The following is a 26,523-nucleotide window of genomic DNA, read 5'->3' on the forward strand; positions in this document are numbered from 1 at the left end:
TAATAGCTTGACTGCCCCAGCAGGGGCAATCAGCGCATCCGGAAAGGCACGCTCAGGCGCTCTATCTCCAGTGCCCTGCCCGCCGGCGATACTTCCACAATCACCCCCTGCAGGCGCACGTCGTTTTTGGCGACATCGAACTTGTTGGGGATCTGTAGTAAAAATCTCTGCACGATCGCATCCTTTTGCATGCCGATGATCGAATCGAGGGGGCCGGTCATGCCGGCGTCGGTGATGCAGGCGGTTCCTCCGGGCAAAATGCGCTCGTCAGCCGTCTGCACATGGGTGTGCGTACCGAAAACGGCGCTTACCCGGGAATCCAGATACCAGCTCAGGGCGATCTTTTCCGAGGAAGCCTCCGCATGCATATCGACAATAATGATCTGCGCCTTCTGCAGCTTTTCGATTTCCCGGTCAGCGGTGCGAAACGGGCAGTCGAGCGGGTTCATGAAGATGCGACCCTGAAGATTGATGACCCCGATGGGAACCCCGCCTTCGGTATAAGCCAGGACGCTCCCCCGGCCGGGCGCCCCCTCGGGATAGTTGGCCGGGCGCAGCAGGGTTTCGTAATTATCGATGAAACCCAGCACTTCTTTTTTGTCCCAGATATGGTTTCCGGAGGTCAGAACGTCGATATTGGCGTTGTAGAGTTCCTTCACGATATCAGCCGTCACGCCGAACCCGGCAGCGGCGTTTTCGCAATTGGCAATAACAAAATCGATCCCACGCTGCTCGATGATCTCGGGAAGCAGTTCGCGGACGGCGAGTCTCCCGGGTTTCCCAACAATATCGCCTATAAAAAGTATCTTCATGAAAGCCTCTATCGCGCGAGTTCGGAAACGCGCGTTTCCCGGATGACGGTCACCTTGATCTGGCCGGGATACGTCAATTCCGCTTCGATTCGTTTGACGATGTCCTTGCAGAGCATGACCGCATCGCTGTCGGAAATCTTCTCGTTTTCGACCATGATGCGGATCTCCCGGCCCGCTTGAATTGCAAAGCATTTGTCCACGCCGCTGAAGGAATTGGCAATGCTTTCGAGCTCTTCGAGACGCTTGACGTAGTTTTCCAGCATCTCCCGGCGCGCCCCGGGCCGCGCCGCCGACAGGCTGTCCGCGGCCTGAATCAGGACACCGAGCGGGGTATTGATCATCGGATCTTCATGGTGGGCGGCGATTGCCTGGACAATCCGCGCCGGCTCGCCGAAACGCTTCGCGTAATCGGCGCCGATTGCGGGATGGGAACCCTCCACTTTATGGTCAATCGCCTTGCCGATATCGTGCAGCAGACCTGCCCGTTTGGCCTCCTTCACGTTCATCTTGAGCTCGGCCGCCATCATGCCGGTCAGGTGAGCCACTTCTATCGAGTGTTCGAGAACATTCTGCGAATAACTCGTCCGATATTTGAGACTGCCGATCATCGCCACCAGTTCCGGATGCAGATCGTGCACGCCGACATCGAAGCAGACCCGCTCTCCAGTCTCCTTGATGATCGCGTCCACCTCCGACCGGACCTTTTTGACAATTTCCTCTATCCGCCCGGGATGAATGCGCCCATCCGTTATCAGGCGCTCCAGCGAAAGACGCGCCACTTCCCGCCGGACTGGGTCAAAACTGGACAGAACGACCGCCTCCGGGGTATCGTCAACAATCAGATCTATCCCGGTTGCCGCTTCAATGGCCCGGATATTCCGGCCTTCGCGACCAATGATGCGCCCCTTCATCTCGTCATTCGGCAAATTGACAACGGAAACGGTATTTTCCGCAACATAATCATTCGAATAGCGCTGGATTGCGTAGGCGATTACTTCCCTGGCCGCTTTATCCGCGGTGCGCCGGGCCTCCTCGTCTATCTTTCTAATCATCAGCGCCGCTTCGCGCCTCGCCTCGGCTTCCATAGACTGGACGAGGACATTTTTTGCCTCCTCCGCGGTAAGGCCGGCGACCTGCTCCAGCTTTACCCGCTGCTCCTGCAACAGGCGCTCAATCTTTTCATTTTTTTCGTTAATCTGCGCCTCTTTCTGCAGACTCAGGCGCTCCCTGTTTTCCAACGCGCTTTCCTTCTGGGCGAAAGTATCGGAACGCCGTTCGAGGTTCTCTTCCTTCGACCGGAGCCGGCGTTCCAGTGATTCCAGCTCTTCCTTTCTTTCTTTTGCGTCTTTATCGAAGTCGGTTTTGACCTTGAGCAGGTTTTCCTTTGCCTGCAGGATGGCGTCCTTTTTGATTGTCTCCGCTTCTTTTCTTGCCTCGTTGAGGATTCTCGCCGAGAGACTTTCGGAGGATTCCAGTTTCTTTTTCGCGAGTTTTTGCCGCAGGGCAAAGCCGATTATCCCGCCTGCGGTAAGGGCCGCCAGCAGGGACAGTATAAAGATTGTTGTATATAACAAAGTTGTCACCTCCTTGTTTTTGCGTCCAAACGTAAAGACTGGACAGAGGAAAACTGTCTGGCATTGATAGGGATGCAAGAGGCGCCGTTGGCGGGGTGCTTATGAAAAAAAGTCCTGTGTCGTAATCGGCAGTTGTCTGGAACTATTTGGAAAGGCGACGTATGATATCAATCATTTCCGAAAAGGCAGATTTGCATACAGCCATTAAAGAGCGACCGACCGTAACTCCTCATCTAAAAAGAAATAATATTGATAACTTACATCTCAGGGGATTGCCCGCTTATCTTGTTTCATTTATCGAACGTATCAACTGTTCGGCTTTACTCTCCAAATTTTCGTAAATATGCTCATTTTTTTCAGCAATCTGCAAATACTCATCCGCAATATTCAAAGCGGCCAGAATGGCGACAGTAAGGGTATTGCTACCGGCTGATTTCTGCACTTCTTCAACCTTGCTGCCGACATACCGTATAACATTGGCTACATGCTCATCCCCCGAATCGCTTACTACCGACAGTTGCTGCCCCAGGATATTAAATTCAAAGCGCTTGTTCACCATAAACCTCTCAACAAATTATGAACATGGACTTTGTTGTCAGGGCGCCTTTATTTCCTGAAGCAAGTCAAGGAGCGAATCCACCTTTGAGCGCACGGCATCCTTGTCTTCCTTTAACCCCTCCAATTTCGAATTAGCCTCTTCCAACTCACTGGTTTTATTTTGAAGTTCTTCCTCCAACTCGAGATTTCTCTTCTTCAGCAGGGCATAATCACCCAACAGACCGCTTATCTTGCTTTCCAGCTCGGAAAATTTCTGAAATTCCACGGCTCTTAAAATCTCCTTTTCAGTTAATATTATTATCATGCCGGAAAAAACTCCGACACGGCAAAATTCGGCGCGATTATGCCGGGATGCCATCGGAAAGTCAAGGAATTATTTACAGGAATTATCGGCAGGCGCTTGACTCATTTGTCGCTTTCAATCGCCAAAAAGTAGTTGTGCAGGGCCGTTATTGCCGCTTCCCGGTTATTTATCTTCCCGGCCGCCTCCCGAAACCGGGCGCCCCCTGCAAGTCCTTTTGTGTACCACAGCAGGTGCTTGCGAAAGTCTCGGACTCCGGTCTGTTCTCCATAGAAATCAGAGACCAGAGCCAGATGGCGGATAATTATCTCCTCTCTTTCTGCAGGGGTGGGCGCCGAAAACGTATTTCCTGCGAGAAAAGCCAAGGTCTCGGCAATAACCCAGGGGTTTCCCAAAGCTCCCCTGCCGATCATGGCGCCGTCGCATCCCGTTTCCTGAAACATCCTTGCGGCATCCCGGGGTTTGCGGATATCCCCGCTGCCGATAACGGGAATCCCGATGTGCCCTTTCAAGGCTGCAATCAAATCCCAGTCCGCGTGACCGCTGTAACCCTGGTCGGCGGTGCGGGGGTGGAGGGTAACGGCCTCGCACCCGGCATCCTCGGCGATTTTGCCGATCTCCAGGGCGTTTACCTGCCGGCCGCTCCATCCGGAACGAATTTTTACCGTAAAGGGCAGGACCGTCGCCTTTCTCACCGCCTGCATAATCGCCGCTGCGAGTTGGGGCTCCTTCATCAGCGCTGAGCCGGCGCCGGCTTTGGTCACCTTTTTTACCGGACATCCCATATTAAAATCTATTAAATCGGCCCCGTGCTGTTCGGCGATTCTTGCCGCTTCGGCGATGACCTCCGGGTCATTTCCGAAAAGCTGCACCCCGAGTGGACGGTCAAGGGGGCTGGAAGCGAGATACCGCAGTGTCTTGCCCGTTTGCCTGACCAGTCCGACCGCGCTTATCATCTCGGTATAGGCGAGGTCGCAGCCGAACGAACGCACAATGGTGCGGAAAGGCAGATCCGTGATCCCCGCCAGCGGGGCCAGAAAAACATTGCTTTTCAGTTGTAAATGTCCGATTTTCAATAGCTGTGCCGTCAGGGGAGATTGGCAAGGACGAGAGCCGCCTGCTGCAGGTCCTCCGGGGTGTTGATCCCTGCGACTTCCGCCGGATCAGAAACCAGCAAAGATGTGGCCAACAGGCCATTTTTGCAGGCAATTTCAATTATATCGGTGAGGTAATACTCCCGTTGCGCGTTTTTGTCGCCGAGGCTGGCCACGGCGGTAAAAAGGAAGGGACTCTCGACGCAGTAGATGCCTGTGTTTATCTCACGGACGAGCTTTTCCTCGGCGGTCGCGTCCTTCTCCTCAACGATTCTGGCCACCTGGCCATCACCCGTTTTTATCACCCGGCCATAGCCGGTCGGCTCAGCAACAACCGTCGTGAGCACTGTGACCACTGCCCGGTCGCCTCTGCGCTTCTCGTAAAGGGCCCTGATGGTGGAAGGCCTGATGAGCGGGACATCGCCGCACAGGATGACAACCTCTGCACTTTGCCCCTGAAACGCCTCCCGGGCCTGAAGCACGGCATGTCCTGTTCCCAGGAGCTCCCGTTGTTCCACGAAAAGCAAATCCGACTCCTGAAACAGCGCACGAATCCGCTCCGCCTGATGGCCTATCACCACAACGATTCGACTGGAGCCGGCTTCCCGCGCCGCCTTGATCGGCCAGGAAAGCAGCGGAACGCCGCCGAGGGGGTGCAATACCTTGGCAATCTCCGCTTTCATCCGCGTACCCTTGCCGGCCGCGAGAATAATGGTCGAAAATCCCGTTCCTTTGTCGCTCATCAATAACCTCTGAATAAATCAGTATTTCTTTGGGAAATATCCAACATTGCCGATATCTTTAAAATCTGCATTTTTCGGCCCGGATGGATGTTCAATGCCTCCCCGGTATTTTTTGGCATAACTGCCTGATATTTTGGCGATACTGTTAACGATTGCAGGGCATTTCCTCTATCGCTCAATTTTGTACTACGGTATCATGATAGATGAAATTTTGTCAATCCTGTCGCTGGTCAACTCTTGGAAGCAGATTAATTTGACTAACAGCCCTTTTTCCGTTATGTACCGCAGGAGACTTGTGCCTTTCAACCTGAAGGCGTCGCAAAAGGTAGCGAAAAAAGGCGTTTTTCGATTGTTCAGTGCTGGAGCAATAAAAGGAGATTACCCTATGACCAGAGTCCTTCTCATCGGCAACGGGGCAAGAGAACACGCGCTCGCGGAGGCGATCATGCGCTCGCAACAGTCCCCTTGCCTTTACTCTTTTATGAAGGCAAACAACCCCGGGATAGCATCCCTGTCGGAAAAAATTCATCTGGGTCGCTATGACGATCCGCAGGCGATAACGGCGTTCGCTGGAGAGTGCAAAGCCGATTTCGCCTTCGTCGGTCCGGAAGAGCCGCTCGGCAACGGCGTGGTGGACGCGCTTGCGGCAAAGGGAATTCCCGCCGTCGGGCCGACCAGCTCTCTGGCCCGGCTGGAAACCTCAAAGTCTTTTACGCGAAATCTGCTGGCGAAATACGGCATCGCCGGCAATCCCCGCTTCCGGAATTTCACGACAATGGACGGAATTCCGGAATTTCTCAACGAGCTCGCAGAGGTTGTCCTCAAACCGGACGGCCTCACCGGGGGCAAGGGGGTGCTGGTTCAGGGGGATCATTTTCAGGAAAAGGCGGAGGCAATCAAGTTCTGCCGTGAAATCATCGCCGCACATCCAGGCGTTACCATTGAGGAAAAGCTAGAGGGGGAGGAGTTTTCCCTGCAATGTCTGTGCGATGGCTGGACGGTCGTCGCGACTCCGCCGGTGCAAGATCATAAGCGGCGGTTTGTCGGGGATCGCGGCCCGAACACCGGGGGAATGGGCTCCTACTCCGGCGCCGACCATCTCCTGCCGTTTCTTGATGCCGAGGCCGTCGCCGATGGTCTTGCGATCACCCGCAAGGTGGCCGAGGCGCTGAGGATAGAAACGGGAGCGCCCTACAAAGGGGTGCTCTACGGCGGGTTCATGACAACCAGCGCCGGGGTGCGGCTTATCGAATACAACGCCCGTTTCGGCGATCCCGAGGCGATGAACATCCTCCCGCTTCTGCAAACCGATTTCATCGAGATCTGCGAGGCGATTATAACCGGCAGGCTCGAGGGTCTCGACGTAAAATTCGCAGGCCAGGCTACGGTCTGCAAATATGTCGTTCCGCAAGGTTACGGTCTGGCGGAACCCGGTTCGGGCGATGCGTCCCGAGCTGCCCGGATCGAAATCGGCGACACAAGCGGGGCAAGGCTGTACTACTCCTCCGTTGACCAAAAACCTGATGGGCTCTACATGACGTCGTCACGGGCGATCGGGGTGGTCGGAATCGCCGCCGACATTGCCGCCGCGGAAAGAATTGCGGAGGGCGCCGTCCAGGCGATCCGGGGGCCGGTTGATCACCGCCCGGACATCGGCGGCGCAGAGCTCATTCAGAAACGCATCGAGCACATGAAAAAACTGAAAAACGTATTTTAAGATACAGGGCCAGGGTGGCCGCAACTGCCGTTTCGGCAATCTGCACGGGAGGTTATGATGCAACAAAATCAGATAAAACGGGCGCTGATCAGCGTTACGGACAAAACGGGGATCGTCGAATTCGCCAGGGGCCTTCAGGAATTCGGCGTCGAGATACTCTCTACCGGCGGCACCGCCGCGCAATTGCGCAACGGCGGGATTGCCGTTATCGATGTCTCGGATTACACCGGGTTCCCGGAAATGATGGACGGCCGGCTCAAAACCCTGCACCCGAAAATCCACGGCGGCCTGCTGGCGCTGAGGGACAACGCGGGGCATCTGGAAGCTCTGAAAAAGCACGGAATCGGCCTGATCGACATGGTTGTCATCAACCTCTACCGCTTTGAGGACACAGTAGCCCGGGCGGGCTGCACACTTCAGGAGGCGATCGAAAACATCGATATCGGCGGGCCGACGATGCTGCGCGCCGCTTCCAAAAACTACCGCTTCGTGAGCGTTGTCACCGATCCGGCCGATTACCCGAAAATTATCGCCGCGCTGCGAGAAACGGGGGGCAGCATCTCGGCGGCAACCAACTTCGAACTGGCCAAAAAAACCTTTCAGCTTACCGCGCGCTATGACGGGGCAATTTCCAATTATCTCGGACTGCTTGCCGCCGGCGAAGAGGAGAAAAAGGATTTTCCCGACACCTTCACGTTTCAGTTTGCCAAGGCGCAGGAGCTCCGCTACGGGGAAAATCCTCATCAGAAAGCGGCCTTCTACCGGGAGAACAATCCCAGCCTCTCCGCGCTTTCCAACGCCCGCCAGCTCCAGGGAAAGGAACTCTCCTACAACAACATCATGGACAGCGACGCCGCCTGGCAGGTCGTCTCCGATTTTTCGCTCCCAGGGGCGGTGATCGTCAAACACGCCAATCCCTGCGGCGCCGCGACTTCGGATGGGGACATGACTGTGGCCTTTCAGAAGGCGCTTGCGGGCGATCCCGTCTCCGCCTTTGGCGGCATCGTCGCCCTGAACCGTCCGGTGGATGCCAAAACAGCCCAAGAGTTGATTAAAACCTTTTTTGAGGTGATTATTGCCCCCGCCTTTTCCTCCGACGCGACAGAAATTCTGGGAACCCGGCAGAATGTCCGGGTTCTGGAAATACCAGCCGCGTGCGACCGGCGCACCGCCGGCCATGATTTTAGACGGGTGATGGGCGGATTGCTGGTGCAGGAAAGGGACAGCGCTGAATATGACATCAAAAAGGCCCGCGTCGCCACTCGCCGCAGCCCTACTGAAATGGAATACCAGGCGCTCGATTTTGCCTGGCGGATCGTCAAACACGTGAAATCCAACGCGATTGTCTTTACAACCAGCGATCAGCTTGTCGGATTCGGCGCCGGTCAAACCAGCCGGGTTGATTCGGTCAAGCTGGCGATCATGAAGGCGGTCATCCCCACTTCCGGCTGCGTGGTCGGCTCGGACGCCTTTTTTCCCTTCCGCGACGGGATAGACATCGCCGCCCGGGCGGGAATAACCGCGATCGTCCAGCCGGGAGGCTCGCTGAAGGATGAAGAGGCGATCAAGGCGGCAGACGAGCACAACATAGCCATGCTGTTTACCGGCATGAGGCATTTCAAACATTGAGGTAATGGCAAAACGTTTCGTCATCCCCGAAAACGGAGCTTAATGTACACAATGCTCTTGTCGGGCATCCATGATTTCAAATAGTTAAAAACTGGATTATGAACATTAAACTTCGTTTTCCCGCCCAGAAGCGTCGCGGGAATGACAGAGTCGGGAGTTTTGCAATTGGCTCAACATTAAACGTCGTTTTGAGGTGAAAATATGCCAAAAAAAGCAGCTTTGCTGGTCAGCGTGGTTATGGGAAGCGATTCCGATCTTCCCATAATGGAAGAAGCGGCAAAGATTCTGGAGTCCTTCGCCGTTCCTTATGAGCTTTTTCTCACCTCGGCGCACCGGACGCCGGAGCGAACGACGCAGTTTGCCCGCGCCGCCGCTGGACGGGGGATAAAGGCAATCATTGTCGGCGCGGGAGCTGCCGCTCATCTCGCGGGGGTAATTGCGGCGCAGACCCCGCTGCCGGTGATCGGAGTGCCGATCGATGCCACCTCGCTCCACGGTCTTGACGCGCTTTTGGCCACCGTTCAGATGCCCGGCGGCATTCCTGTGGCAACCATGGCGATCGGCAAGGCCGGGGCAAAAAACGCCGCCCTGCTGGCCATCCGCATCCTCGCCCTCGAAAATCCCGGCCTTGCCGCGCAGCTTGACGCCTACATCGGCAAGATGGCCGAGGATGTCGAGAAAAAACAGCTCCATCTACAAAAGTGAGAAGATGGCCATACTTGCGATCGATCCCCGAAATCCAGACCAGGAAAAACTGGCGGAGGCCGTTGCCGTGTTAAGGGATGGCGGCGTCGTCGCCTACCCGACGGAGACCTTCTACGCCCTGGGTGCGGCGGCAAACAATGAAAACGCGGTTGAGAAAATATTCAACATCAAGGGGCGGGCCTTCAACAATCCCCTTGCGGTTATAGTTGCAGCAGAAAATGATCTGCTTCCCCTCGTGGCGGAAATACCGAACGGGGCGAAAATATTGATGAAGCGATTCTGGCCCGGTCCGCTCACCATGGTTTTTGGGGCAGCGCCCGCTGTTTCCCCCCGCCTGACCGCCGGAACCGGGAAGATTGGAATCCGGATCTCCAGTCACCCAATCGCCGCCATGCTTGCCCGGGAACTCGGCGCCCCTCTTACCGCAACCAGTGCCAACCGCTCAGGCGAAGCGGAGCAGGACACCGCCGCCGGGGTGGAAAGCTCCCTCGGCGCCCTTCCCGATTTGATTATTGAGGGCGGTGCAACCCCTGGTGGAGCAGGCTCAACCATCCTCGATGTCACCGTCTTTCCCTTTCGGATCCTCCGGGAAGGGGCGGTTTCGGGAAATCTTATCTTTCAACAAACCGGTGGGCATTTTTGAGGATGGCAAATTTGATTGACAACAAATTGAAAACATTTTAATGTTTGCCGCGTTTTGGGCGCGGCTGTGTTTTTCTGGCAGCATTTAACCGGGTCATTATCAAAAAAGCTTGTTGTATTTCGTGGATGGCGCAGACCTAATCGCAAGTCGCGGCCTGCATAAACTAATTAAGGAGGAAAATGTCATGAACAGAAAAGGATATCTTCTCATCGTTGCGGCGTTCATATTGACAGCGGCAGTTTTGTTTGCGGGACAGGCTGGCGCTGTTGACAAGAAGTTCTTTGCCATCTCGACCGGGGGAACCGGCGGCACCTACTATCCACTCGGAGGGCTTCTGGCCCAGGCCCTGACGGACAGGGTTCCGGAAATAGTGGCGACCGGGCAGGCAGGCAACGCCTCCGTCGCGAACTGCAATCTCATCAAAGACCACCAGATTGAATCGGCCTTTGTGCAGAACAACGTGGCCTTCAGCGCCTACAACGGCCAAGACCAGTTCGCAGGCAAGCCCGTGAAGAATCTCCGGGGCATCGCCTCGCTTTACCCGGAAACGATCCAGATCGTGGCCCGGGGTGACTCCGGGATCAAGACCATCAAGGACATCAAGGGTAAAAAACTGATCCCCGGCGACAGGGGAAGTGGTACCGAGGTCGATACGCTGAACGTTATCAAGGGGATGGGGCTTACCTACAAGGACTTCGCCGGCGTTGACTGGCTTGGTTTCTCCGGCGCAGCGCAGCGTCTTCAGGACAAACAGGCCGACGTAACCTTCATAACCGCCGGCTGGCCGACCGCCGCGATCACGGAACTTGCCATGTCAACGAATATCGTGCTCGTGGCCATTGACGAAAACTCGATCAACGAACTCACGAAGCTGTATCCGTTCTACAGCAAGGTGGTTCTCCCCAAAGGCACCTACAAGGGAATGGCGGCGGACGTGCCCACTATCACCACCATGGCCCAGTGGGTTGTGGACGAGCAAGTGCCCGAAGAGACGGTGTATAAATTGACAAAGGCTCTGTGGGAGAAAAGCAAGGACAACTTGAGCGGCGCGGATGTCATGGCCAAGGTGCATGCCAAGGGCAAGGAGGTGCAGCTCAAAACCGCACTCAGCGGGATGGCGATTCCGTTGCATCCAGGTGCGGCAAAATACTACAGGGAAAAGAACCTCATCAAATAAGCAGCGCCGATGGCTTCGCTAACAAACCGGGCGCCCCTGTTGCGGCGTCCGGTTTTAGTTGTAAAAAACGGTATTCTGACACTGTTTGTGATCGCAATGCTGGTCGCCGCGGGGTTCTATCCGCTGCATTTTCTCCAGATCGAAAACCAGCGAACAGGGAAAGCATTGCTCGTTCGGCGCGTACTGGCAAAAGATAAATTTTCCCTCAGGTATAAGCATTCGGTTGAGTTGTGCAGTATCTGGGATGGCTATCTGGTTGACGACCGATACCGTCTGGTGCTCGATGAAACGGTGTTTGGCTCGTCCAATACGGGGTTGCCCGCCATCCTGGGCGAAGGGGAAATATTATCGCGCGCAGGAAATAACTACCGCATTGCCAACATGAGGAGAGTTCTTCCCCATGTCGATTTTTGGGTTAACAAAAAATACGAAAACACCCTGGAATTCGCCGGGGACAATATCAATCTTCCCTCTCTGGCAGGTGATTCCTTGCTGCGCCTCAGTATCCAAAAAGCCTCATTGTTTGAATTTGCCTGCAAAAAAGTGCTGGTGTTTACCCCATTATAAAGAGGAGCCGCTATGAATGACGCGCCCAAAAAAGAAGCAGCGAATCCCGACCCCTTAAAAGCCGACGTTATCGATGAGATAGACGAGGTTGCCAAGTACGACCCGGAACTCCGTTTCCGGAGACTTTCCGGCGCGACCTTGAAAATCATGTACGCGATGACGATCATCCTCTCGTTGTTCCACATCTACACAGCCGGCTTTGGCGTTCTTCAGGAGTGGCGTCACCGCACCTTCCATCTTGCCTTTGTGCTGCCGCTCGTCTTTTTTCTATATACGATGAGGAAAGGCAAGTCAGAGGGAAGGAAAATAGTTATTTACGACATCATCTACGCGGCCATCGGCAGCGGCTTTATTACCGTTATGAGCAGGGAGCTTTTCCACCTCGTTCCCGCCGCTTCCTGGGGGACGGCGCTTTTGTCATTCGCCATGATTCTTTATTTTAAACGCCGGGAGTTCCTGTCTGAAAAAATCGCCGCCTCCATCGATTTCCCCATTTTTACGGCAATGCTGCTGGCGGTGTTTTATGGCGCCTACCTTCAGTTTTCCGATCTCCATTTCCTGAGCTGGTTTAATGATCTCAACCCCTCCCTGATTTTTTGGGGCGTCCTGCTTTTGGGAATGTTTCTGAGCCTGATCCTGCTTTTTGTGTTGCAGTGGCTAAATGCGCTTGCCGGCATTGTCAAAAGACGCACCTTTTGCTACAATCAAAACAATATTCCCTATTTCGACGTCTTTTTCGCCATGCTGTCCGCCTTTGTTTCCATTTACATTTTTCTGGAATTCAACAACATCGGCATGAGGGCGGGAAGCCCCGTGCCGACTGATCTCCTGATCGGGGCAGTTGCCATTCTCTTTGTTCTCGAAGGGGCCAGAAGGAGCATCGGGGCGCCGCTGCCGATCATCGCCACCCTGGTCTTGATAAACTGCTATCTGGGGCCTTATTTCCTTAATATCCCGGGGCTTTCGCTGTTCGCGCATCGCGGCTATCCCGTTTCCCGCATTATCGACTATATGTATCTCGGCACAGAGGGAATCTATGGCATTCCCCTGGGCGTCGTTGCCACCTTCGTCTTTCATTTTGTCCTTTTTGGACTTTTCATCTCCCGGACGGGGCTGGGACAGCTCTTCATGGACCTGGCGATGGCAATCGCCGGGGGCAGTCCGGGGGGGCCGGCCAAGGTGGCCGTGGTCTCCAGCGGAATGTTCGGCTCCATCAGCGGCAGTTCCGTCGCCAATACGGTGACAACCGGCTCCTTTACAATCCCGCTGATGAAAAAGGTGGGGTATCGACCTGTTTTCGCCGGCGCCGTGGAGGCAACCTCCTCCACCGGCGGACAACTGATGCCGCCGGTTATGGGCGCTGCTGCCTTTATCATGGCTGATTTTCTGGGGATCCCCTACATAAAAATCGCCGCCGCCGCCGTCATCCCTGCCTTTCTTTACTATCTGGCGGTCGGCTGGATGGTTCACCTTGAAGCCCTTAAATACGGCTTGACCGGTCTGCCGCGGGAGATGCTCCCCCGGGTTTCCACTGTTCTGAAAGAGCGCGGTCTTTTGGTCGTTCCCCTTTTGATTATCGTCTATCTGCTGATCTCCGGGAGAAGTCCTTTTCTTGCCGCCTACTGGGGGATCATCCTCTCGGTTTCGATGGGTCAGATCCATAAGCGCACTTCATCCTTCTTACTGCCGATTGTTCTGTCGCTGCCGGCCATCCTCTTTGAAGTCAATCCGCTGCTCAATATGACTCAGGCGCTGCTCTGGATTGGCGTCTTCATCCTGGGGGCGGCACTGGCATTGCGCCGCGGCGACCGCATCGCCCTGAGCGCATCCGTTGTAATTTCCCTGTTGCTGGCGGCGGGCTTTCTGTCGGGAATGAATCCGTATTTATGCTCTTTCTGGGCTAACATCCTGGTTATTCTCGTCGGCATTTCCTACAAGGAAAGCAAAATGCGCCTGCCGGACATCTTAAGCGCCCTGGAATGGGGAACAAAAAACGCCATTTCCATTGGCGCCGCAGTAGCCTGTGTTGGTTTCATAGTCGGGGGAACAACGCTGACCGGCCTCGGCCTCAAATTCGCTGCCACCGTTATCAACCTTGCCCAGGCGACGGTGGGAGGCATCGCCCAGCTCGATATTTTCCACCTGATCACCGGCAAGGGGCTGATCCTTTTCTTTACCCTTTTCTACACGATGATCGCCTGCTTCATCCTCGGGATGGGAATACCGACGACCGCCCAGTACATTGTGGCATCGATGATTGCCGCGCCGGCTTTGATGCAGTGGGGAATCCATCCGCTGGTATCTCACATGTTCGTTCTCTATTTCGCCGTGCTGGCCGACGTAACGCCGCCGGTGGCGCTGGCCGCCTACGCCGCCTCGGGGGTCTCCGGGGCCGATCCTTTCCGGACGGGACTCACCGCCTTTCGCCTCTCGTCTGCCGGTTTTTTGATACCCTATGTCTTTGTTTCCGCGCCGATCATCCTCTGGCATCCGACCATAATCGATGGAAAAACGCCGTTTGATTATTGGCTGTTTGCCCAGGTCATGATTACCGCCATCCTGGGAATCATGGCGTTAGGTGCAACGATGATCGGCTATTTCCGGACGATCTCTACGGTTTGGGAAAGGATTCTTACCGGAATCGCCGCTGCCTTTCTGATCGTGCCGGAAACAAAGACCGATTTTATCGGCTTCTTTGTCCTGCTGGCGGTTTTCCTGTTGCAGACCTTTCGCAAAAGAAAGGTAAAGACTGCGGCTGTTTGAAGGACCGGAAAGGCTGCTCGCTTGACAGAGAAGAAGTCCGTCCATATAATCGCAGCAAGAAAAAGAACGGCTTCAAGGTTGTTTTGCACAATGTTCAGGAGGTGAAGGCAGTGCCGATACACGAGTTTAAATGCAGAAAATGCGGGAAGATCTTCGAATATCTGTGCATGCGCAGCGATGACAGGGATCACGCTGTCTGCCCTGATTGCGGGCATAAAAAAACGGATATCCAGTTGTCGGCTTTTTCCTGTTCAGGAAGCGGCAGTGCAGCGGGGGCGTTATCGTCCTTTTCTGCGCCCTGTCATTCTTCCTGAGGGGGATGAACCAACACTGCGGTTCGCAGTGTAAAACCGAAACAAAGGAGGAAATTGCAAAACCATTTGTCATTCCCGAAAGCGCAGCTTAATGTCCATAATGTCTTTATCGGGAATATGGTTTTTCAAGCAGTTAGAACCAGATTACCGCTCAGAATCGTTGCGGGAACGACAAGAATGGGGAGTTTTGCAATTGGCTCAAAGGATTATTTTTCGGCAAAAGGAGGTCAAAGACTGATGGTTCACGAGGTCACAGATAACAATTTTCAAGATGTGGTTATCAAGGCAGAACTGCCGACGCTTGTTGATTTCTGGGCGCCCTGGTGCGGTCCCTGCAAGAAGATTTCCCCCGTTGTCGAAAAACTGGCTGAAGAATATGCGGGAAAGGCCGGCTTCTGCAAGATCAACGTTGACCAGGCGCCGGAAACCGCGATCAAATACGGCATCCGCAGCATTCCTACCTTGATGGTTTTCAAGGGCGGCGAAAAGGCAAATCAGGTCATCGGCGCCGTTCCGGAGGCGAAAATCAAGGCCATGCTCGACGAACAAATGTAAAACTCCCTATCAGTAATCATAACCCTGCTCGCCCTGGTTCGGTGCAGAAGCCTCGTTCTTCCCGGCGCTGCCTGCGATTGTGCCAAGAAGCTGCTTGAGAGACCGCTGTTTGCTCCCATAAAGGGCCGAGTAGTAAACGGCGTTGGCCAGAACCTTCTTTACGTAAAGGCGCGTTTCCGTAAACGGGATTGATTCGACATAGATCACGCCTTCCAGCGGTTTGGCGCTTCGCCACTTCTCGGCGCGGCGTGGTCCGGCGTTGTAAGCGGCCGCGGCAAACGCATAATTTGCGGAAAACCGTTTCAGTATGTCGCGCAGATAGGCCGTCCCCAATTCGATATTTACCTCCGGCCTTGTCAACATCGCGTTATTGAACCCAGCCATGCCGATTTTGCGGGCGGTGATCCGCGCTGTCTCCGGCATCAACTGCATCAGCCCCCTTGCCCCGGCTGACGACCGGGCCTCGGCAGCAAAGAGGCTTTCCTGGCGCACAAGCCCCAGCACTACCGACTCGTCGAGATTGCAGTTGCGGGCATTCTTTATGAGGATGTCTTTGTACGGCGTTGGATAGCGCAGTAAAAAGTTTTGTTCGGAAGCTGCCAACTCCGCCGTGTTGGCGGAGCGATCCCAAACGCCGTTCATTCTTGCCAGTTCCGCCGCCGCCAGTAGTTGTCGGTCGCTCAGCGAACGCAAACCCCACCGCCACTCCCGGGCTGCCTCCGTTCGTAAATTGAGCCGGTAGAGGGCAAGCGCCCGCTGAAGGGCGGGGCGCCCTGCAACCCGGGATAGCTCTTCCTTGGTTGACTCTGCCGCCTGGGCGGGAATCGGCAACGGAATTCCCAACTCCTCGGCGGCCAACAGTCCATAGAAATCATAACGACCGGAAATCTTCTTGAAAAGCTCCCGGCTTGCGTCGTTGTTTCCAGTCATGCCAAGCGACCGCCCCAGCCAGTAAGTCCAGGCCGATTCGTTGCGCAGCGGGGCGGTCATGCCTTCTATCGCGGTTTTTACCTCAGGCCAGTTTTCCTGTCTTAGCGCGATGCGCGCTCGCCAGACAAGCTGTTCCCCGGCAAGCGCTTCCTTCTCGCCCTTTTTGAACCACTCCAGTGATTCCGGAAGGTGACTGCGGGCGCCTCTGGTTGCGAGATACGTCCATAAGCGCTGCTGATCCTGCAGGGAAAGGATTGTTTTTAGCTTGCCTTCCAGCAATTTTGCCGCACGCGGCAAGTCGCTGCGGGCCAGAGACAAAAGGGCAATAAAGGCGAGTTCCGCACCTTTCGCAGTTTGGAGAATTGCTTCATCCTGCGCCAAAAAAGAGGCCGGGGATCGAAAAACCTCCTCGATCTGTTTTGCGCCCGGCAGATCATCTGCGGACGAAAGCTCCCTGGTACGCCGCGCGGCTGAAACAAGATTCTCCATTAGCAGCAGCCGCAGCCGCGCCTTGATGTCCGGGGCAAAGAGGCGGCAGGCGTTGACCAATGCCGCGGCGACCGGTAGGCATCCCTCCGGCAAGGAGCGCGGGGCATTCCAGAAGCCTTTGAAGTCAGCAGCAAGGCGATTGTCTATCCCCTGCCGCCGCAGACTTTCCTGGAGGGCGTAGCATTTGTTTTCGGAATCGGCCCTCGGCAAAAGCGGGAATTGCAGTCGGAACTGCTCCCACCGGCCTTGCTTGCCCAGTTCATGCAGCCACTCCTGCCGAAACCGCTCGGCGAGCACGGTTCCTGCGTATTTGTCCAGAAAGGCATTGACTTCCGCAGGGTCCACATCTTTAAGGCGCAGACTGATTGACCAGTAGCGGACATAGGCGGTAAGAACGTGGTGTTTTGTTTGTTCAACCTGACTGAACACAGTGGCCTCATCGCGGGCCAAAAAGGCCCGGTAAGCCGCCACAACAGCTTCATCGCCGCTTGTCTCTCCCGCCGCCAAGGCTGCGAGCGGCAGCAAAATAAAAATAGCCGCTATTAGTGCCCGTCGCGCTGTTGCCATTGAAATATCCTTAATTTCAGGAACTTTACTTTTCAAATATCCATGGATCCACGGCGCGGCGCCAGGAAACAAGTTCGTCTTTTTTAAACCACAAAGCCGCCTCCGTTGCGCCGTTTTCCGGGCTGTCGGAGGCGTGGGTAAGATTGCGGCCGACCTCCAGCGCAAAGTCGTGGCGGATCGTCCCCGGCGCCGCCTCTATAGGACGGGTGGCCCCCATCGTCTGCCGGATTGCGGCAATCGCGTTCGGCCCTTCCCAGACCATCGCCATGACCGGCGACGCAGTTATATAGGCGATCAGTCCCTCATAAAAGGGCTTTCCCTTGTGAATGGCATAATGCTCCTCGGCAAGTTCCCGGCTTACCTGCATGAATTTTGCGCCCGCAAGCAGCAGCCCGCGTCTTTCCAGGCGGCTGATGACCTCGCCTGTAAGACCGCGCTGCACGCCATCCGGTTTTACCAATACTAAAGAACGTTCCATTTTTAACCTCCAGTTTTTATTGTGAAAAATTACATCAAACCTTGTTACTCTCGCCAAAAGTCGTCGTTCCCGTTTTCACGGGAATCACAATCAATAGCCTTTGCAGAGAAATTCAGGGTCTCCGCGCCGGGATAGATGAACCAGGCAATTGCCTGCGGTTGACAATTATTCCTGAGGCCGTTGCCCCGGGCAGAGATAACCTGCGTCTTCAAGCAGATCCCGGCCCAGGGCGGCTTGAGTCGCCAACCTGTCGCAACGCTCATTTTCCCTTGTTCCGGCATGGCCGCGCACCCAGACAAACTGCACCCGATGGCGATCGCAGAGCTCCAGCAGCACCGCCCAGAGATCGGCGTTGACAGCCGCCTCCTCTTTGGTGCGCATCCAGCCTTTCGCCCGCCACCTTTTTGCCCAACCCTTTTCGATCCCTTTTACCACATACTGAGAATCGCTGTGGAGAACAACGGCGGCTGAACCGGTCAGTGATTGCAACGCGGCGATGCAGGCCATAAGCTCCATGCGGTTGTTCGTCGTCAGCCGAAATCCCTGCGCCAGTTCCCTGCGGTTGCTTCCGTCCATTACCACCGCCCCGTATCCGCCCGGTCCCGGATTCCGCTTGCACCCGCCATCGGTGTAAATGATGATTTTCTGCGCCGACGCCTTAACCGGGGCAACAATTTCAGGCGCAGTGCTCGTATCCGCTGTTTCCGTTCGCCTGCCTTTACCTGTCACGACAGGTTTTGCGGCTCCAGCCGCTTCCGTTCGCCTGGCTGGCGTCCCCTTTTTTTGCCATACTTCCGCTTCTTCCCGGCTGCCGAATCCCTGGAAAAGGGCGTTTGCATATCCCCGTACCTGCTCCTCCGCCCCGCCGAGGCCATACCATGAGTTATAAATGCCGGGGCAAAAACCACGAACAACGGCATAGTACTTCTTTTTCACTCGAAAATGCACCTCAACTTATTGAAAACATTGCATTCATATTCCCTGCCATTCAAGGGGAGGGCAAGGGTGGGGATGGGGTCGCCCCGCCATTGTCGTTACCCTTTGCGACGGGCTCTGTCATGCAGATTTCATTGTCCCTTGCCTCCCCTTAATACAATCCTCCATATTTTTCCAGAACTGTTCGCAAAAAAACAAGCCTCCCGATCATGGAATCCATCCTCGCCACCGCCGGAGCGGCTATTAAACGATTGACTTCAACTGTTCGAGGTGATAGGAGAACCTCCTCTTGCAAAGGGAAAGGTGGGGGCATGCTGGACATAAAATACCTCAGACAAAATATGGATATTGTTGCCGCCAAGATGCGCGAGCGGGGACAGGGGATGAACTTTGAGCGGTTCTCCCTCCTGGATAACCGCCGGCGGGAACTGCTGCAAGAGGTGGAGCAGCTTCGCAGCGAACGCAATGCCGTCTCCCGGCAGGTTGGCGAAAAGAAGAAAAAAGGCGAGGACGCAACCGAAATAATCGCCCGGATGGGGGATGTTTCGGCGCGGATCAAGGCCCTCGATGACGACCTCAAAAAAACGGACGAGGATCTCGACCGGATCGTCATGACCATCCCGAATATCCCGCACGAATCGGTTGTTTGCGGGAAGGACGCCGATGACAACCCGGTCGTCCGCCTCTGGGGCGAGAAGCCGCAATTTTCTTTTGCGCCGCGTCCGCACTGGGAGATCGGGGAGGAGCTGAAGATCCTCGATTTTGCCGTAGGGGCAAAGCTGACCGGGGCGCGCTTTACCCTGTACCGGGGGCCGGGGGCAAGGCTGGAGCGGGCGCTGATCAATTTCATGCTCGATCTCCATACGCAGGAGCATGGCTATACCGAGATGCTGCCCCCCTTCATCGTCAACCGCGAAAGCATGACCGGCACCGGCCAGCTCCCCAAGTTTGAGGAGGATCTCTTCAAGCTGGAGGGGCTTGACTATTTTTTGATTCCGACGGCGGAGGTTCCCGTCACCAATATCCACCGGGGCGATATTCTCGGCGAGGCGGAATTGCCGCTTTGCTATGTGGCCTATACCCCCTGCTTTCGCGCGGAGGCCGGCTCGTACGGCAAGGATACGCGGGGGCTGATCCGTCAGCATCAGTTCAACAAGGTCGAGTTGGTGAAGTTTTCCAAACCGGAGGAATCTTACAATGAGTTGGAAAAACTGACATTGAACGCCGAAGAGGTATTGAAGAGGCTGAAGATTCCCTATCGGGTGATCAATCTTTGCACCGGCGATCTGGGCTTTTCATCCGCGAAAACCTATGATATAGAGGCATGGCTTCCCGGGCAGGACGCCTATCGGGAGATATCCTCGTGCAGTAATTTCGAGGATTTTCAGGCGCGCCGGGCCTCCATCCGCTTCCGGCGGGCGGAAACCGGCAAAACGGAGCTGGTGCATACCCTGAATGGCTCCGGCTTGGCGGTAGGCCGAACGGTCGTTGCCATCCTGGAGAATTTCCAGCAGGCCGACGGCAGCGTCGTAATGCCGGACGCCCTTCGTCCCTATATGGGCGGGGTGGAAGTGATCAGAAACAAGTAGTTATGCAGATGAGAAATACATGGAGGGATGGCCGAGTGGTCTATGGCGGCGGTCTTGAAAACCGTTGACCGAAAGGTTCGCGGGTTCGAATCCTGCTCCCTCCGCCAATTCATAATCCAGGACAGTCCGAAGAAGTGCAAAAACCCGAGCCAATTGCAAAACTCTCACATTCTGTCATTCCCGCAATGATTTTAAGCGGGAAAACGAAGTTTAATGTTCATAATCTGGTTCTAACTGCTTGAAAAACCGTATTCCCGATAGAAGCATTGTGTACATTAAGCTCCGCTTTCGGGAATGACAAATAGTTTTGCAATTGGCTCACCCGTTAGAAATAGCGGGTTTTTTGTCATTTGTCCAAAGGCGTGCTACGCGATTCATCAAAATCCTGCAATTATGGGTCACTGAAATAGAGTAAGGAGTATCCATAATATTCAGCAGGCGTCCAAAAGTGAGGTATTGCCCTGCCGAAACGAATCATCACTTTAACCGACGTGAAGGTTTAAAAAGCCAAATCGAAGGACAAGCCCCTTTCGTTATTGGATGGCGATGGAATTATGGAAACTGCAACATTGCAGTTCTTGAAGATGGCGTTGCCTTGTCTTATAGTCGCCGCAAATCGGGAGGCAAGCCATGATCGTGTACATCAAGACACAGGGTGCGAAAATTATCAAGGAGGGTCGGCATCTTCTGGTCAAGAAGGGGGATGCGACCTGCAACACGCTTTTCACTTATAAACTCAGCCAGATCGTCATTTTCGGCAATGTCGAGATCACCCACCGGGCGATGGCGCAGTTGATGCGCTACGAGATCGACACGGTTTTTCTCACGCAGAACGGGCGCTATCTCGGCCGAATCGCGTCGCCCGAGTTCCGCAACGTCTTTTTGCACAAACGTCAGTACGACCTTCTGGGGGACAACGATTTTGGCGTCAGGATGGCCCTGGCGATTGTCGCAGGAAAACTCTCCAACATGGCCACAGTGCTGATGCGTCTCAAACGGACGCGGAGCGATGAATTCTGCGGCCAGAGGGCCCGAGAAATCCAGAGTCTGATGGCCCCCTTACTCAACGCAGCGAACATCGACAGCATCCGTGGGTACGAAGGGCGCGGCAGCGCGATCTATTTTTCGGCGTTTCCGCGCGGTTTCATCGAAAACATGGGGTTCACACGGCGCATTCGCCGCCCGCCCACCGATCCGGTCAACTCGATTCTGTCCCTGCTCTACACCTTTTTGATGAACAGGGTCTATGCCGCCTGCCGCGTCGCAGCGCTGGACCCCTATCCAGGCGCCCTGCACACGCCCGATTACGGCCGCTATTCGCTTGTTCTCGATTTGATGGAGGAATTTCGGACAATTATTGTCGATACGCTGACCCTGTCTCTCTTCAATCTGAAGATTCTCAAAGAGGAGGATTTTTATCGGGAAATCACCAATGAGGGCGAGGAATTTCAGCAGATGGAGGACAATCCTGTTGCCGATGTGACAAGGGACCCAATCGGGAGGATATCCGGAGGGAGCGACAATTTCGAATGTTTCGATCTCCCCGAGCAGCGGATCGATGAGCATGTAGTCCCGGCTTCGGCGCCCGCCCCTTACCGTTATCCGGTGAAGCTCCATCCGCATGCCTTCGAGCGCGTTATCGAGGCGTTTGAAAAGAAGCTGACAACGTCGTTTTTTTATCCGCCTGCGGAGCGCAGCCTGACGTATGCCGATGCGCTGATCTTCCAGGCCGTGCATTACCGGAAGGTTCTGGAAGGGGAGGCTGCCGTTTACCAGCCGGTGCTGCTGAAATGATCACGATGGTAACCTACGACATCACAAGTCCCAAGCGGCTCAACGCCATGCGCAAATTCCTGAAGGAATACGGAATCCGCACGCAGAAATCGGTTTTTGAGTGCGATATCGATGAGGAGGCAATCCGCAGGATACGTTCTTACTGCAAGCATCGACTCGACCTGGCGACAGATTCGGTGCGGATCTACCGCATCTGCTCGCGCTGCATCAACCGGGTAATCATCTCCGGCGAGGGGATCAAAATCACGCAGCTCGACTACATGATTGTCTGAAAGGCGTCGGGATCGCGGGAGCTTGAGTACAAATTGTCTTAAAGGGGGGAAATTCATGGACATGATCGTCGCTTACGACATTGCCGACCCGAAGCGCTTGGCCCGGATCGCGAAAATCATGAAGGATTACGGCATTCGGGTGCAGAAGTCCATCTTCGAGGTGACCGCGCGGGGTGGGGTGTTCGAGCAGATGCGTCGCCGGGTCGAGGCGGTCATCGTCCCTGCAAAGGACGGCGTGAAATATTTCCCGCTCTGCGAAAAATGCGCGGGAAAAGTCGAGATCATCGGCCAGGGGATATTTATCGATCCCGACCAGGAATTTTACATTTATTGATGCTGTAAGCAAAACCGAAAACGCAAAGAAATGGAGAAATGAAGATGAAGAATGCTATGAAGACGGTGAGGGAGATGGAGGGAAAAATATCGTTTTCAGTACCGACGGGATCAATCTCATCGATCCGACCGGCAACAGAAACCCCGTCATGTCAACCGACCAGGTGATTGCAAAGGCCAAAAAGAGCTATTGGAGAACTGCCGGTTGGGGTGTCGCATTCGGCATCGTTGGTATTATCCCGAGTTTGATCAACGTCTCGAACACAAACGACAAAATCCAGGCGGATTATGAATCACGGATGCTCAAAAGTGGAAATCTCGTCGCGGATGGCCAGACGGCCGGTCTCGTCTTTTTTAACGTTCCCGACAACATCAGCAATTTGTCGGGCTGGAAAGTCGCCCTGATCCTGAAGGACGTTGAAACTTCATCCGATATTGTCTTGGAACACGGCATATCCGGGACGATCGTTTCGCCGAAGGAAAGAAAAGAAGAGCAAAATAAGGAGCTTGAAGAAACAAAGGGGGAAGTAAAATGATCGATCCACCAAAGCGGGCCGGGGAGAGCCCCTGAATGCTGGTCGCGACAAAGAAATGTATCTCTGCCCCCGGTTTTTATAGGTTGTCGCGGCTGCGCGGCTGTGGTATGAAGAATCGAGACTTGTGTGGAAACATTGCAATTTTTTACCATGTAGAGATAATCGCGTATTCTACCCGGCATGATAATCCACCGGCGCAACCGCACTGGGATTCCGGAAGACATGGAATTCAGGCTGTTTTCCCGCCGTGACGTTTTTTACGGAGCGTGACGATGCTGTACGGCCGTTATACCTTTTCTCTTGCCTTCACCGACGACGCGATCCTGCCTGAATACAAGGGCTCGACCTTTCGCGGGATCTTCGGCCATTCCCTGAAAAAGGTGGTCTGCGCACTGAAACTCCAGGGGTGCGCTGATTGCCTGCTAAAAGAAAAATGCGTGTATTTCAGAATATTTGAATTGCCAGCGGGGGATCTTACTGCGGATCGAGCCCCTTCCGATGACACACATTTTGCGTCAAAGAACCGCATCGCGGCCCCTCCCCATCCCTACGTTATCGAGCCGCCCGACGAATCCCGCACAAAATACGCCGGAGGCGAAGAGATCAATTTCACGCTGCTGCTGTTCGGACAGGCCAACGAGGATCTGCCTTATTTCATCTACGCCTTTCGGGAAATGGGCTCAATCGGGGTGGGCAAAGCGGTGAACGGCAAGCGCGCCTCCTTCGACCTCAAACGGGTGGCCGCGGGGGAGCGGGTTATCTATGAAAGCGGGGGCAAAATGATCCACGCGGGCCCCTTCGCCGAGGAGCTGTCCGTGGGGGCGCCGACGCCCGCCTCAAAGATTACCCTGCGGCTCGCAACCCCGCTGCGGCTGAAATTTGAAAACAATCTCAAGGCGGAGCTGCCGTTTCATGTTCTGGTGAGAGCGATGCTCCGCCGGATCTCGTCGCTGGAAAATTCCCACGGCGCGTGGGAACCTCCCCTCGATTACCGGGGCTTAGTGGCGAGGGCGCAGCTTGTCGCAACGGAATCGTCTCCTGTCAAGTGGTTCGACTGGAAACGCTACTCCAACCGTCAGGATCAGGCGATGCTGATGGGGGGAATGAGCGGGGATGTTTGCTATTCCGGAGACCTTTCCGAATTCATTCCGCTGATCCGTTTCTGCGAAAAGACCCATCTGGGAAAGCAGACAACCTTTGGCTTGGGAAAGATCGCGCTGCTGCCTTTCGTAGAGGGGGCTCTATGAAAAACATCCTGCTTGCCGGTGTCGGCTTAAGCCCGCAAGTTGTTACGGAGACGCTCTACGCCCTCCACCAGCAGGGAAAGCGCGTGGACGCGATCCACCTGATCACCACCAGAGCGGGCAAGGCTGCCGTCGCGGCGTCGCTTCTTTCTCCCGCCGACGGGCGTAACTACGCCTATTTCGACGATTACGGGATCGACCGGGGAGCAATAAAGTTCGGTTTCGAAAATATCCATGTGGTCAAAGACGCCCGCGGAAACGAAATCGGCGACATTGAAGACGAGGATGACAACGAGGCGCTGCTCAAGATGTGCTTTGAACTGACCTTCTTTTTCACCTCCGAACCGGAAACGGCGGTCTTTTTTTCCATCGCCGGGGGCCGAAAGACGATGAGCGCCTGCCTGATGGTTGCCGCCCAGCTCTACGGCCGACCGCAGGATCGCATCTACCATGTGCTGGTCTTCCCGGAGTTCGAAGGCAGCGGCGTTTTTTTCTATCCGCCCCGCCGATCGCATCTAATCCAGTTGATCGACAATAACAACCAGCCGTTTTTCAAGGAAACTCGCTGGGCGAAGGTAACTTTGCTTCCCCTTCCGTTCGTTTCGGTGCGGGAACGCATCTCCGACGAACTGCTCAGGACGCCCAAAAAACCGGCGGAGCTGATGCAGAGCCTCATCGGCGACGAGCCGCCGCTTTTGATGATCGATATCCCCGCCGGAAAGGTTGTCTATCAGCGGCGCGAGTTCGACATGATGCCCGCGCGTCTGGCGCTCTACGCCTTTTTTGTCCTTCTCAAGAAGGATTGCCTCCGCCTGGCCCCTTCGGCGCTCCCCCGAACGGTCGATGCGATCTTTCCGGAAGAGGAGACACGGGAAGCCCAAAAAGCGGAGACGCGAATTGCCGACTCTCCCATCCAACATGGCAGAAGAGCTGACAAGCAAGATGCGTCCGTGATACGTTCCGAGGATACCGCACCCTACCACGCGGCGCCACCGCTCGCTTCTCCCGGCTGCCGCGACTGCCGGGATTGCTGGATAGGGTTTTACGACTTAGCCGATCGTCAGGAGATAATCACCGAACTCTACCGGCTCGCGACCGGCGGATGCACCGTTTCCGAGATGAGCGACACCGGCATCACGAATCTGAACGCCGAGAATTTCAACTCCTACCGGGTCAAGATCAACCGCGACCTGGAGCGCGGTTTCGGCGCTCCCAACGCGGCAAGGATCATGATTGCAGCAACCGGAACCAGACCGCACACCCGCTACGGGATCGAACTCGATCGGGAGTATATCCGGGTGGTTTTGTGAAGGCGCGTTGGCAAACCGGGCGAGAAAAGCAGCCCCTACCCTTTTCTCATTCCGAAAAAGTCTTGACTATTTCGGAATGAAGGATAGAATGGTCGCCATGAAGAGATATCTTGAAGAATACATTCAGAAAGACCTCAAAAGAAAAATTGTCCTGCTTACCGGGCCAAGGCAGGCGGGCAAGACGACCCTGGCTAAGATGCTCAGCAATAATTTCGATTATTTAAATTATGATTACGCCGAACACCGCCTCAGTCTGATGGATAAATCGTGGGACCGTTCCCGGGAACTTGTCATTTTTGATGAGCTTCATAAATTAAAAAACTGGAAATCCTGGCTGAAGGGTATCTACGACGCGGAAAAAATTCCTCCCTCGCTTGTTGTTACCGGAAGCGCGAAGCTCGACGTCTTTAAGAAGGCGGGCGATTCCCTGGCGGGAAGGTTTTTCCAGTTCAGACTTCATCCCCTCGATCTGAAAGAGATCAAGAACGTTTCAGGAACTGATGGGCTCGACGAGAAGCTTGACAGACTTTTAAAGATCGGCGGATTTCCCGAACCCTTTCTGGAGGGTGACGAAACATATTACAACCGCTGGAAAAGGAGTCATCTTGATATCATTTTAAAGCAGGACTTGATCGATCTCGAAAACGTCCAGCAGATAACATCCATCGAGACCCTGATTCAGCTTTTGAGGAAAAAAGTCGGAAGTCCGATATCTTACAGTTCTCTGGCGGAAGATCTTCAGTGCTCGGACAAGACCGTCAAGAGATGGCTTGACATTCTGGAGACGCTCTATGTCGTTTTCAAGGTGCCCCCTTTTCACCGAAACATTGCGAGGTCCATCTTGAAATCCCCGAAATACTATTTTTACGATACAGGTCAGGTGCCTGATGATC

At 54.8% G+C, this 26,523-nt stretch carries 26 protein-coding genes and 1 tRNA gene; 18 read left to right on the forward strand and 9 right to left on the reverse strand.

Features of this window, described 5'->3' with window-relative positions; translation table 11 throughout:
* Nucleotides 1-29: 29 nt before the first annotated feature.
* The 6 genes from K0B01_07545 to K0B01_07570 all read right to left on the reverse strand — a co-directional run bounded on the left by K0B01_07545 (nucleotide 30) and on the right by K0B01_07570 (nucleotide 5,082).
* Nucleotides 30-812, reverse strand: coding sequence for a TIGR00282 family metallophosphoesterase (locus K0B01_07545; GenBank protein MBW6485982.1), 783 nt, complete (start codon nucleotides 810-812; stop codon nucleotides 30-32).
* A gap of 8 nt (nucleotides 813-820) precedes the next feature.
* A complete protein-coding gene (gene rny / locus K0B01_07550) occupies nucleotides 821-2,371 on the reverse strand; it encodes a ribonuclease Y (protein MBW6485983.1) in 1,551 nt (516 codons plus the stop codon).
* A gap of 295 nt (nucleotides 2,372-2,666) precedes the next feature.
* Nucleotides 2,667-2,945 carry a cell division protein ZapA gene (locus tag K0B01_07555; protein ID MBW6485984.1) on the reverse strand — a complete coding sequence of 93 codons (279 nt, stop codon included), beginning with the start codon at nucleotides 2,943-2,945 and terminating at the stop codon, nucleotides 2,667-2,669.
* 36 nt (nucleotides 2,946-2,981) lie between these two features.
* Nucleotides 2,982-3,209 carry a cell division protein ZapB gene (zapB, locus tag K0B01_07560; protein MBW6485985.1) on the reverse strand — a complete coding sequence of 76 codons (228 nt, stop codon included), beginning with the start codon at nucleotides 3,207-3,209 and terminating at the stop codon, nucleotides 2,982-2,984.
* Nucleotides 3,210-3,349: 140 nt separating this feature from the next.
* Complete coding sequence (gene dusB, locus K0B01_07565) at nucleotides 3,350-4,321, reverse strand: tRNA dihydrouridine synthase DusB (protein MBW6485986.1); 972 nt, start codon at nucleotides 4,319-4,321, stop codon at nucleotides 3,350-3,352.
* Between the two features lie 11 nt (nucleotides 4,322-4,332).
* Complete coding sequence (locus K0B01_07570) at nucleotides 4,333-5,082, reverse strand: NTP transferase domain-containing protein (GenBank protein ID MBW6485987.1); 750 nt, start codon at nucleotides 5,080-5,082, stop codon at nucleotides 4,333-4,335.
* Between the two features lie 385 nt (nucleotides 5,083-5,467).
* Here K0B01_07570 and purD point away from each other — a divergent pair, with 385 nt between their 5' ends.
* The 9 genes from purD (at nucleotide 5,468) to trxA (ending at nucleotide 15,152) form a co-directional block, all read left to right on the forward strand.
* Nucleotides 5,468-6,799 carry a phosphoribosylamine--glycine ligase gene (gene purD, locus K0B01_07575; GenBank protein MBW6485988.1) on the forward strand — a complete coding sequence of 444 codons (1,332 nt, stop codon included), beginning with the start codon at nucleotides 5,468-5,470 and terminating at the stop codon, nucleotides 6,797-6,799.
* A 57-nt stretch (nucleotides 6,800-6,856) separates the two neighbouring features.
* Nucleotides 6,857-8,428, forward strand: coding sequence for a bifunctional phosphoribosylaminoimidazolecarboxamide formyltransferase/IMP cyclohydrolase (gene purH / locus K0B01_07580; GenBank protein ID MBW6485989.1), 1,572 nt, complete (start codon nucleotides 6,857-6,859; stop codon nucleotides 8,426-8,428).
* 201 nt (nucleotides 8,429-8,629) lie between these two features.
* Nucleotides 8,630-9,133, forward strand: a complete 504-nt coding sequence (gene purE / locus K0B01_07585; protein MBW6485990.1) for a 5-(carboxyamino)imidazole ribonucleotide mutase — start codon at nucleotides 8,630-8,632, stop codon at nucleotides 9,131-9,133.
* On the forward strand, nucleotides 9,099-9,776 hold the full coding sequence (locus K0B01_07590; protein ID MBW6485991.1) for a threonylcarbamoyl-AMP synthase: 678 nt from the start codon (nucleotides 9,099-9,101) through the stop codon (nucleotides 9,774-9,776). Before purE ends, K0B01_07590 begins: the two co-directional genes overlap by 35 nt.
* 184 nt (nucleotides 9,777-9,960) lie before the next feature.
* Nucleotides 9,961-10,953: a TAXI family TRAP transporter solute-binding subunit gene (locus tag K0B01_07595; protein ID MBW6485992.1), complete on the forward strand. Its 993-nt coding sequence runs from the start codon at nucleotides 9,961-9,963 to the stop codon at nucleotides 10,951-10,953.
* A 9-nt stretch (nucleotides 10,954-10,962) separates the two neighbouring features.
* Entirely contained in the window at nucleotides 10,963-11,520 is a 558-nt protein-coding gene (locus tag K0B01_07600; protein MBW6485993.1) for a DUF1850 domain-containing protein, read from the forward strand.
* A gap of 12 nt (nucleotides 11,521-11,532) precedes the next feature.
* Nucleotides 11,533-14,283, forward strand: a complete 2,751-nt coding sequence (locus tag K0B01_07605) for a TRAP transporter permease (GenBank protein MBW6485994.1) — start codon at nucleotides 11,533-11,535, stop codon at nucleotides 14,281-14,283.
* Entirely contained in the window at nucleotides 14,280-14,597 is a 318-nt protein-coding gene (locus tag K0B01_07610; GenBank protein ID MBW6485995.1) for a zinc ribbon domain-containing protein, read from the forward strand. Before K0B01_07605 ends, K0B01_07610 begins: the two co-directional genes overlap by 4 nt.
* A gap of 237 nt (nucleotides 14,598-14,834) precedes the next feature.
* Nucleotides 14,835-15,152, forward strand: coding sequence for a thioredoxin (trxA, locus tag K0B01_07615; GenBank protein MBW6485996.1), 318 nt, complete (start codon nucleotides 14,835-14,837; stop codon nucleotides 15,150-15,152).
* Between the two features lie 9 nt (nucleotides 15,153-15,161).
* Here trxA and K0B01_07620 read toward each other — a convergent pair whose 3' ends face one another.
* The 3 genes from K0B01_07620 to rnhA form a co-directional block, all read right to left on the reverse strand.
* A complete protein-coding gene (locus K0B01_07620) occupies nucleotides 15,162-17,138 on the reverse strand; it encodes a lytic transglycosylase domain-containing protein (GenBank protein ID MBW6485997.1) in 1,977 nt (658 codons plus the stop codon).
* Nucleotides 17,139-17,163: 25 nt separating this feature from the next.
* Nucleotides 17,164-17,616: a nucleoside-diphosphate kinase gene (gene ndk, locus K0B01_07625; protein MBW6485998.1), complete on the reverse strand. Its 453-nt coding sequence runs from the start codon at nucleotides 17,614-17,616 to the stop codon at nucleotides 17,164-17,166.
* 165 nt (nucleotides 17,617-17,781) lie between these two features.
* Nucleotides 17,782-18,552, reverse strand: coding sequence for a ribonuclease HI (rnhA, locus tag K0B01_07630; protein ID MBW6485999.1), 771 nt, complete (start codon nucleotides 18,550-18,552; stop codon nucleotides 17,782-17,784).
* Nucleotides 18,553-18,863: 311 nt separating this feature from the next.
* Here rnhA and serS point away from each other — a divergent pair, with 311 nt between their 5' ends.
* The 9 genes from serS to K0B01_07675 form a co-directional block, all read left to right on the forward strand.
* Nucleotides 18,864-20,141, forward strand: a complete 1,278-nt coding sequence (gene serS, locus K0B01_07635) for a serine--tRNA ligase (protein ID MBW6486000.1) — start codon at nucleotides 18,864-18,866, stop codon at nucleotides 20,139-20,141.
* Between the two features lie 21 nt (nucleotides 20,142-20,162).
* Nucleotides 20,163-20,248 (forward strand) — tRNA-Ser (locus K0B01_07640).
* Between the two features lie 523 nt (nucleotides 20,249-20,771).
* A complete protein-coding gene (cas1, locus tag K0B01_07645) occupies nucleotides 20,772-21,935 on the forward strand; it encodes a CRISPR-associated endonuclease Cas1 (GenBank protein MBW6486001.1) in 1,164 nt (387 codons plus the stop codon).
* A complete protein-coding gene (gene cas2, locus K0B01_07650; GenBank protein MBW6486002.1) occupies nucleotides 21,932-22,207 on the forward strand; it encodes a CRISPR-associated endonuclease Cas2 in 276 nt (91 codons plus the stop codon). Before cas1 ends, cas2 (K0B01_07650) begins: the two co-directional genes overlap by 4 nt.
* Before the next feature lie 55 nt (nucleotides 22,208-22,262).
* A complete protein-coding gene (gene cas2, locus K0B01_07655) occupies nucleotides 22,263-22,541 on the forward strand; it encodes a CRISPR-associated endonuclease Cas2 (GenBank protein ID MBW6486003.1) in 279 nt (92 codons plus the stop codon).
* A 148-nt stretch (nucleotides 22,542-22,689) separates the two neighbouring features.
* On the forward strand, nucleotides 22,690-23,076 hold the full coding sequence (locus K0B01_07660; GenBank protein MBW6486004.1) for a hypothetical protein: 387 nt from the start codon (nucleotides 22,690-22,692) through the stop codon (nucleotides 23,074-23,076).
* Between the two features lie 272 nt (nucleotides 23,077-23,348).
* Complete coding sequence (gene cas6, locus K0B01_07665) at nucleotides 23,349-24,323, forward strand: CRISPR system precrRNA processing endoribonuclease RAMP protein Cas6 (protein MBW6486005.1); 975 nt, start codon at nucleotides 23,349-23,351, stop codon at nucleotides 24,321-24,323.
* Nucleotides 24,320-25,630 carry a TIGR02584 family CRISPR-associated protein gene (locus K0B01_07670; GenBank protein ID MBW6486006.1) on the forward strand — a complete coding sequence of 437 codons (1,311 nt, stop codon included), beginning with the start codon at nucleotides 24,320-24,322 and terminating at the stop codon, nucleotides 25,628-25,630. The genes cas6 and K0B01_07670 overlap by 4 nt, the downstream gene beginning before the upstream one ends.
* Before the next feature lie 97 nt (nucleotides 25,631-25,727).
* Nucleotides 25,728-26,523 (forward strand): ATP-binding protein (locus tag K0B01_07675; protein ID MBW6486007.1); only part of this gene is annotated, 796 nt, incomplete at its 3' end.

The organism is Syntrophobacterales bacterium (assembly GCA_019429105.1).
Taxonomy (GTDB): domain Bacteria; phylum Desulfobacterota; class Syntrophia; order Syntrophales; family UBA5619; genus DYTH01.

Bases quoted from the DNA above. Each gene is read 5' to 3' on its own strand.
- cas6 (MBW6486005.1), top strand. From the start codon at position 23,349: ATGCTGTACGGCCGTTATACCTTTTCTCTTGCCTTCACCGACGACGCG.
- purH (MBW6485989.1), top strand. From the start codon at position 6,857: ATGCAACAAAATCAGATAAAACGGGCGCTGATCAGCGTTACGGACAAA.
- trxA (MBW6485996.1), top strand. From the start codon at position 14,835: ATGGTTCACGAGGTCACAGATAACAATTTTCAAGATGTGGTTATCAAG.
- K0B01_07555 (MBW6485984.1), bottom strand. From the start codon at position 2,945: ATGGTGAACAAGCGCTTTGAATTTAATATCCTGGGGCAGCAACTGTCG.
- cas2 (MBW6486003.1), top strand. From the start codon at position 22,263: ATGGACATGATCGTCGCTTACGACATTGCCGACCCGAAGCGCTTGGCC.
- K0B01_07595 (MBW6485992.1), top strand. From the start codon at position 9,961: ATGAACAGAAAAGGATATCTTCTCATCGTTGCGGCGTTCATATTGACA.
- ndk (MBW6485998.1), bottom strand. From the start codon at position 17,616: ATGGAACGTTCTTTAGTATTGGTAAAACCGGATGGCGTGCAGCGCGGT.
- serS (MBW6486000.1), top strand. From the start codon at position 18,864: ATGCTGGACATAAAATACCTCAGACAAAATATGGATATTGTTGCCGCC.
- cas2 (MBW6486002.1), top strand. From the start codon at position 21,932: ATGATCACGATGGTAACCTACGACATCACAAGTCCCAAGCGGCTCAAC.
- K0B01_07570 (MBW6485987.1), bottom strand. From the start codon at position 5,082: ATGAGCGACAAAGGAACGGGATTTTCGACCATTATTCTCGCGGCCGGC.
- cas1 (MBW6486001.1), top strand. From the start codon at position 20,772: ATGATCGTGTACATCAAGACACAGGGTGCGAAAATTATCAAGGAGGGT.
- K0B01_07605 (MBW6485994.1), top strand. From the start codon at position 11,533: ATGAATGACGCGCCCAAAAAAGAAGCAGCGAATCCCGACCCCTTAAAA.
- K0B01_07660 (MBW6486004.1), top strand. From the start codon at position 22,690: ATGTCAACCGACCAGGTGATTGCAAAGGCCAAAAAGAGCTATTGGAGA.
- K0B01_07670 (MBW6486006.1), top strand. From the start codon at position 24,320: ATGAAAAACATCCTGCTTGCCGGTGTCGGCTTAAGCCCGCAAGTTGTT.
- purE (MBW6485990.1), top strand. From the start codon at position 8,630: ATGCCAAAAAAAGCAGCTTTGCTGGTCAGCGTGGTTATGGGAAGCGAT.
- K0B01_07545 (MBW6485982.1), bottom strand. From the start codon at position 812: ATGAAGATACTTTTTATAGGCGATATTGTTGGGAAACCCGGGAGACTC.
- K0B01_07620 (MBW6485997.1), bottom strand. From the start codon at position 17,138: ATGGCAACAGCGCGACGGGCACTAATAGCGGCTATTTTTATTTTGCTG.
- K0B01_07600 (MBW6485993.1), top strand. From the start codon at position 10,963: ATGGCTTCGCTAACAAACCGGGCGCCCCTGTTGCGGCGTCCGGTTTTA.
- K0B01_07590 (MBW6485991.1), top strand. From the start codon at position 9,099: ATGTCGAGAAAAAACAGCTCCATCTACAAAAGTGAGAAGATGGCCATA.
- purD (MBW6485988.1), top strand. From the start codon at position 5,468: ATGACCAGAGTCCTTCTCATCGGCAACGGGGCAAGAGAACACGCGCTC.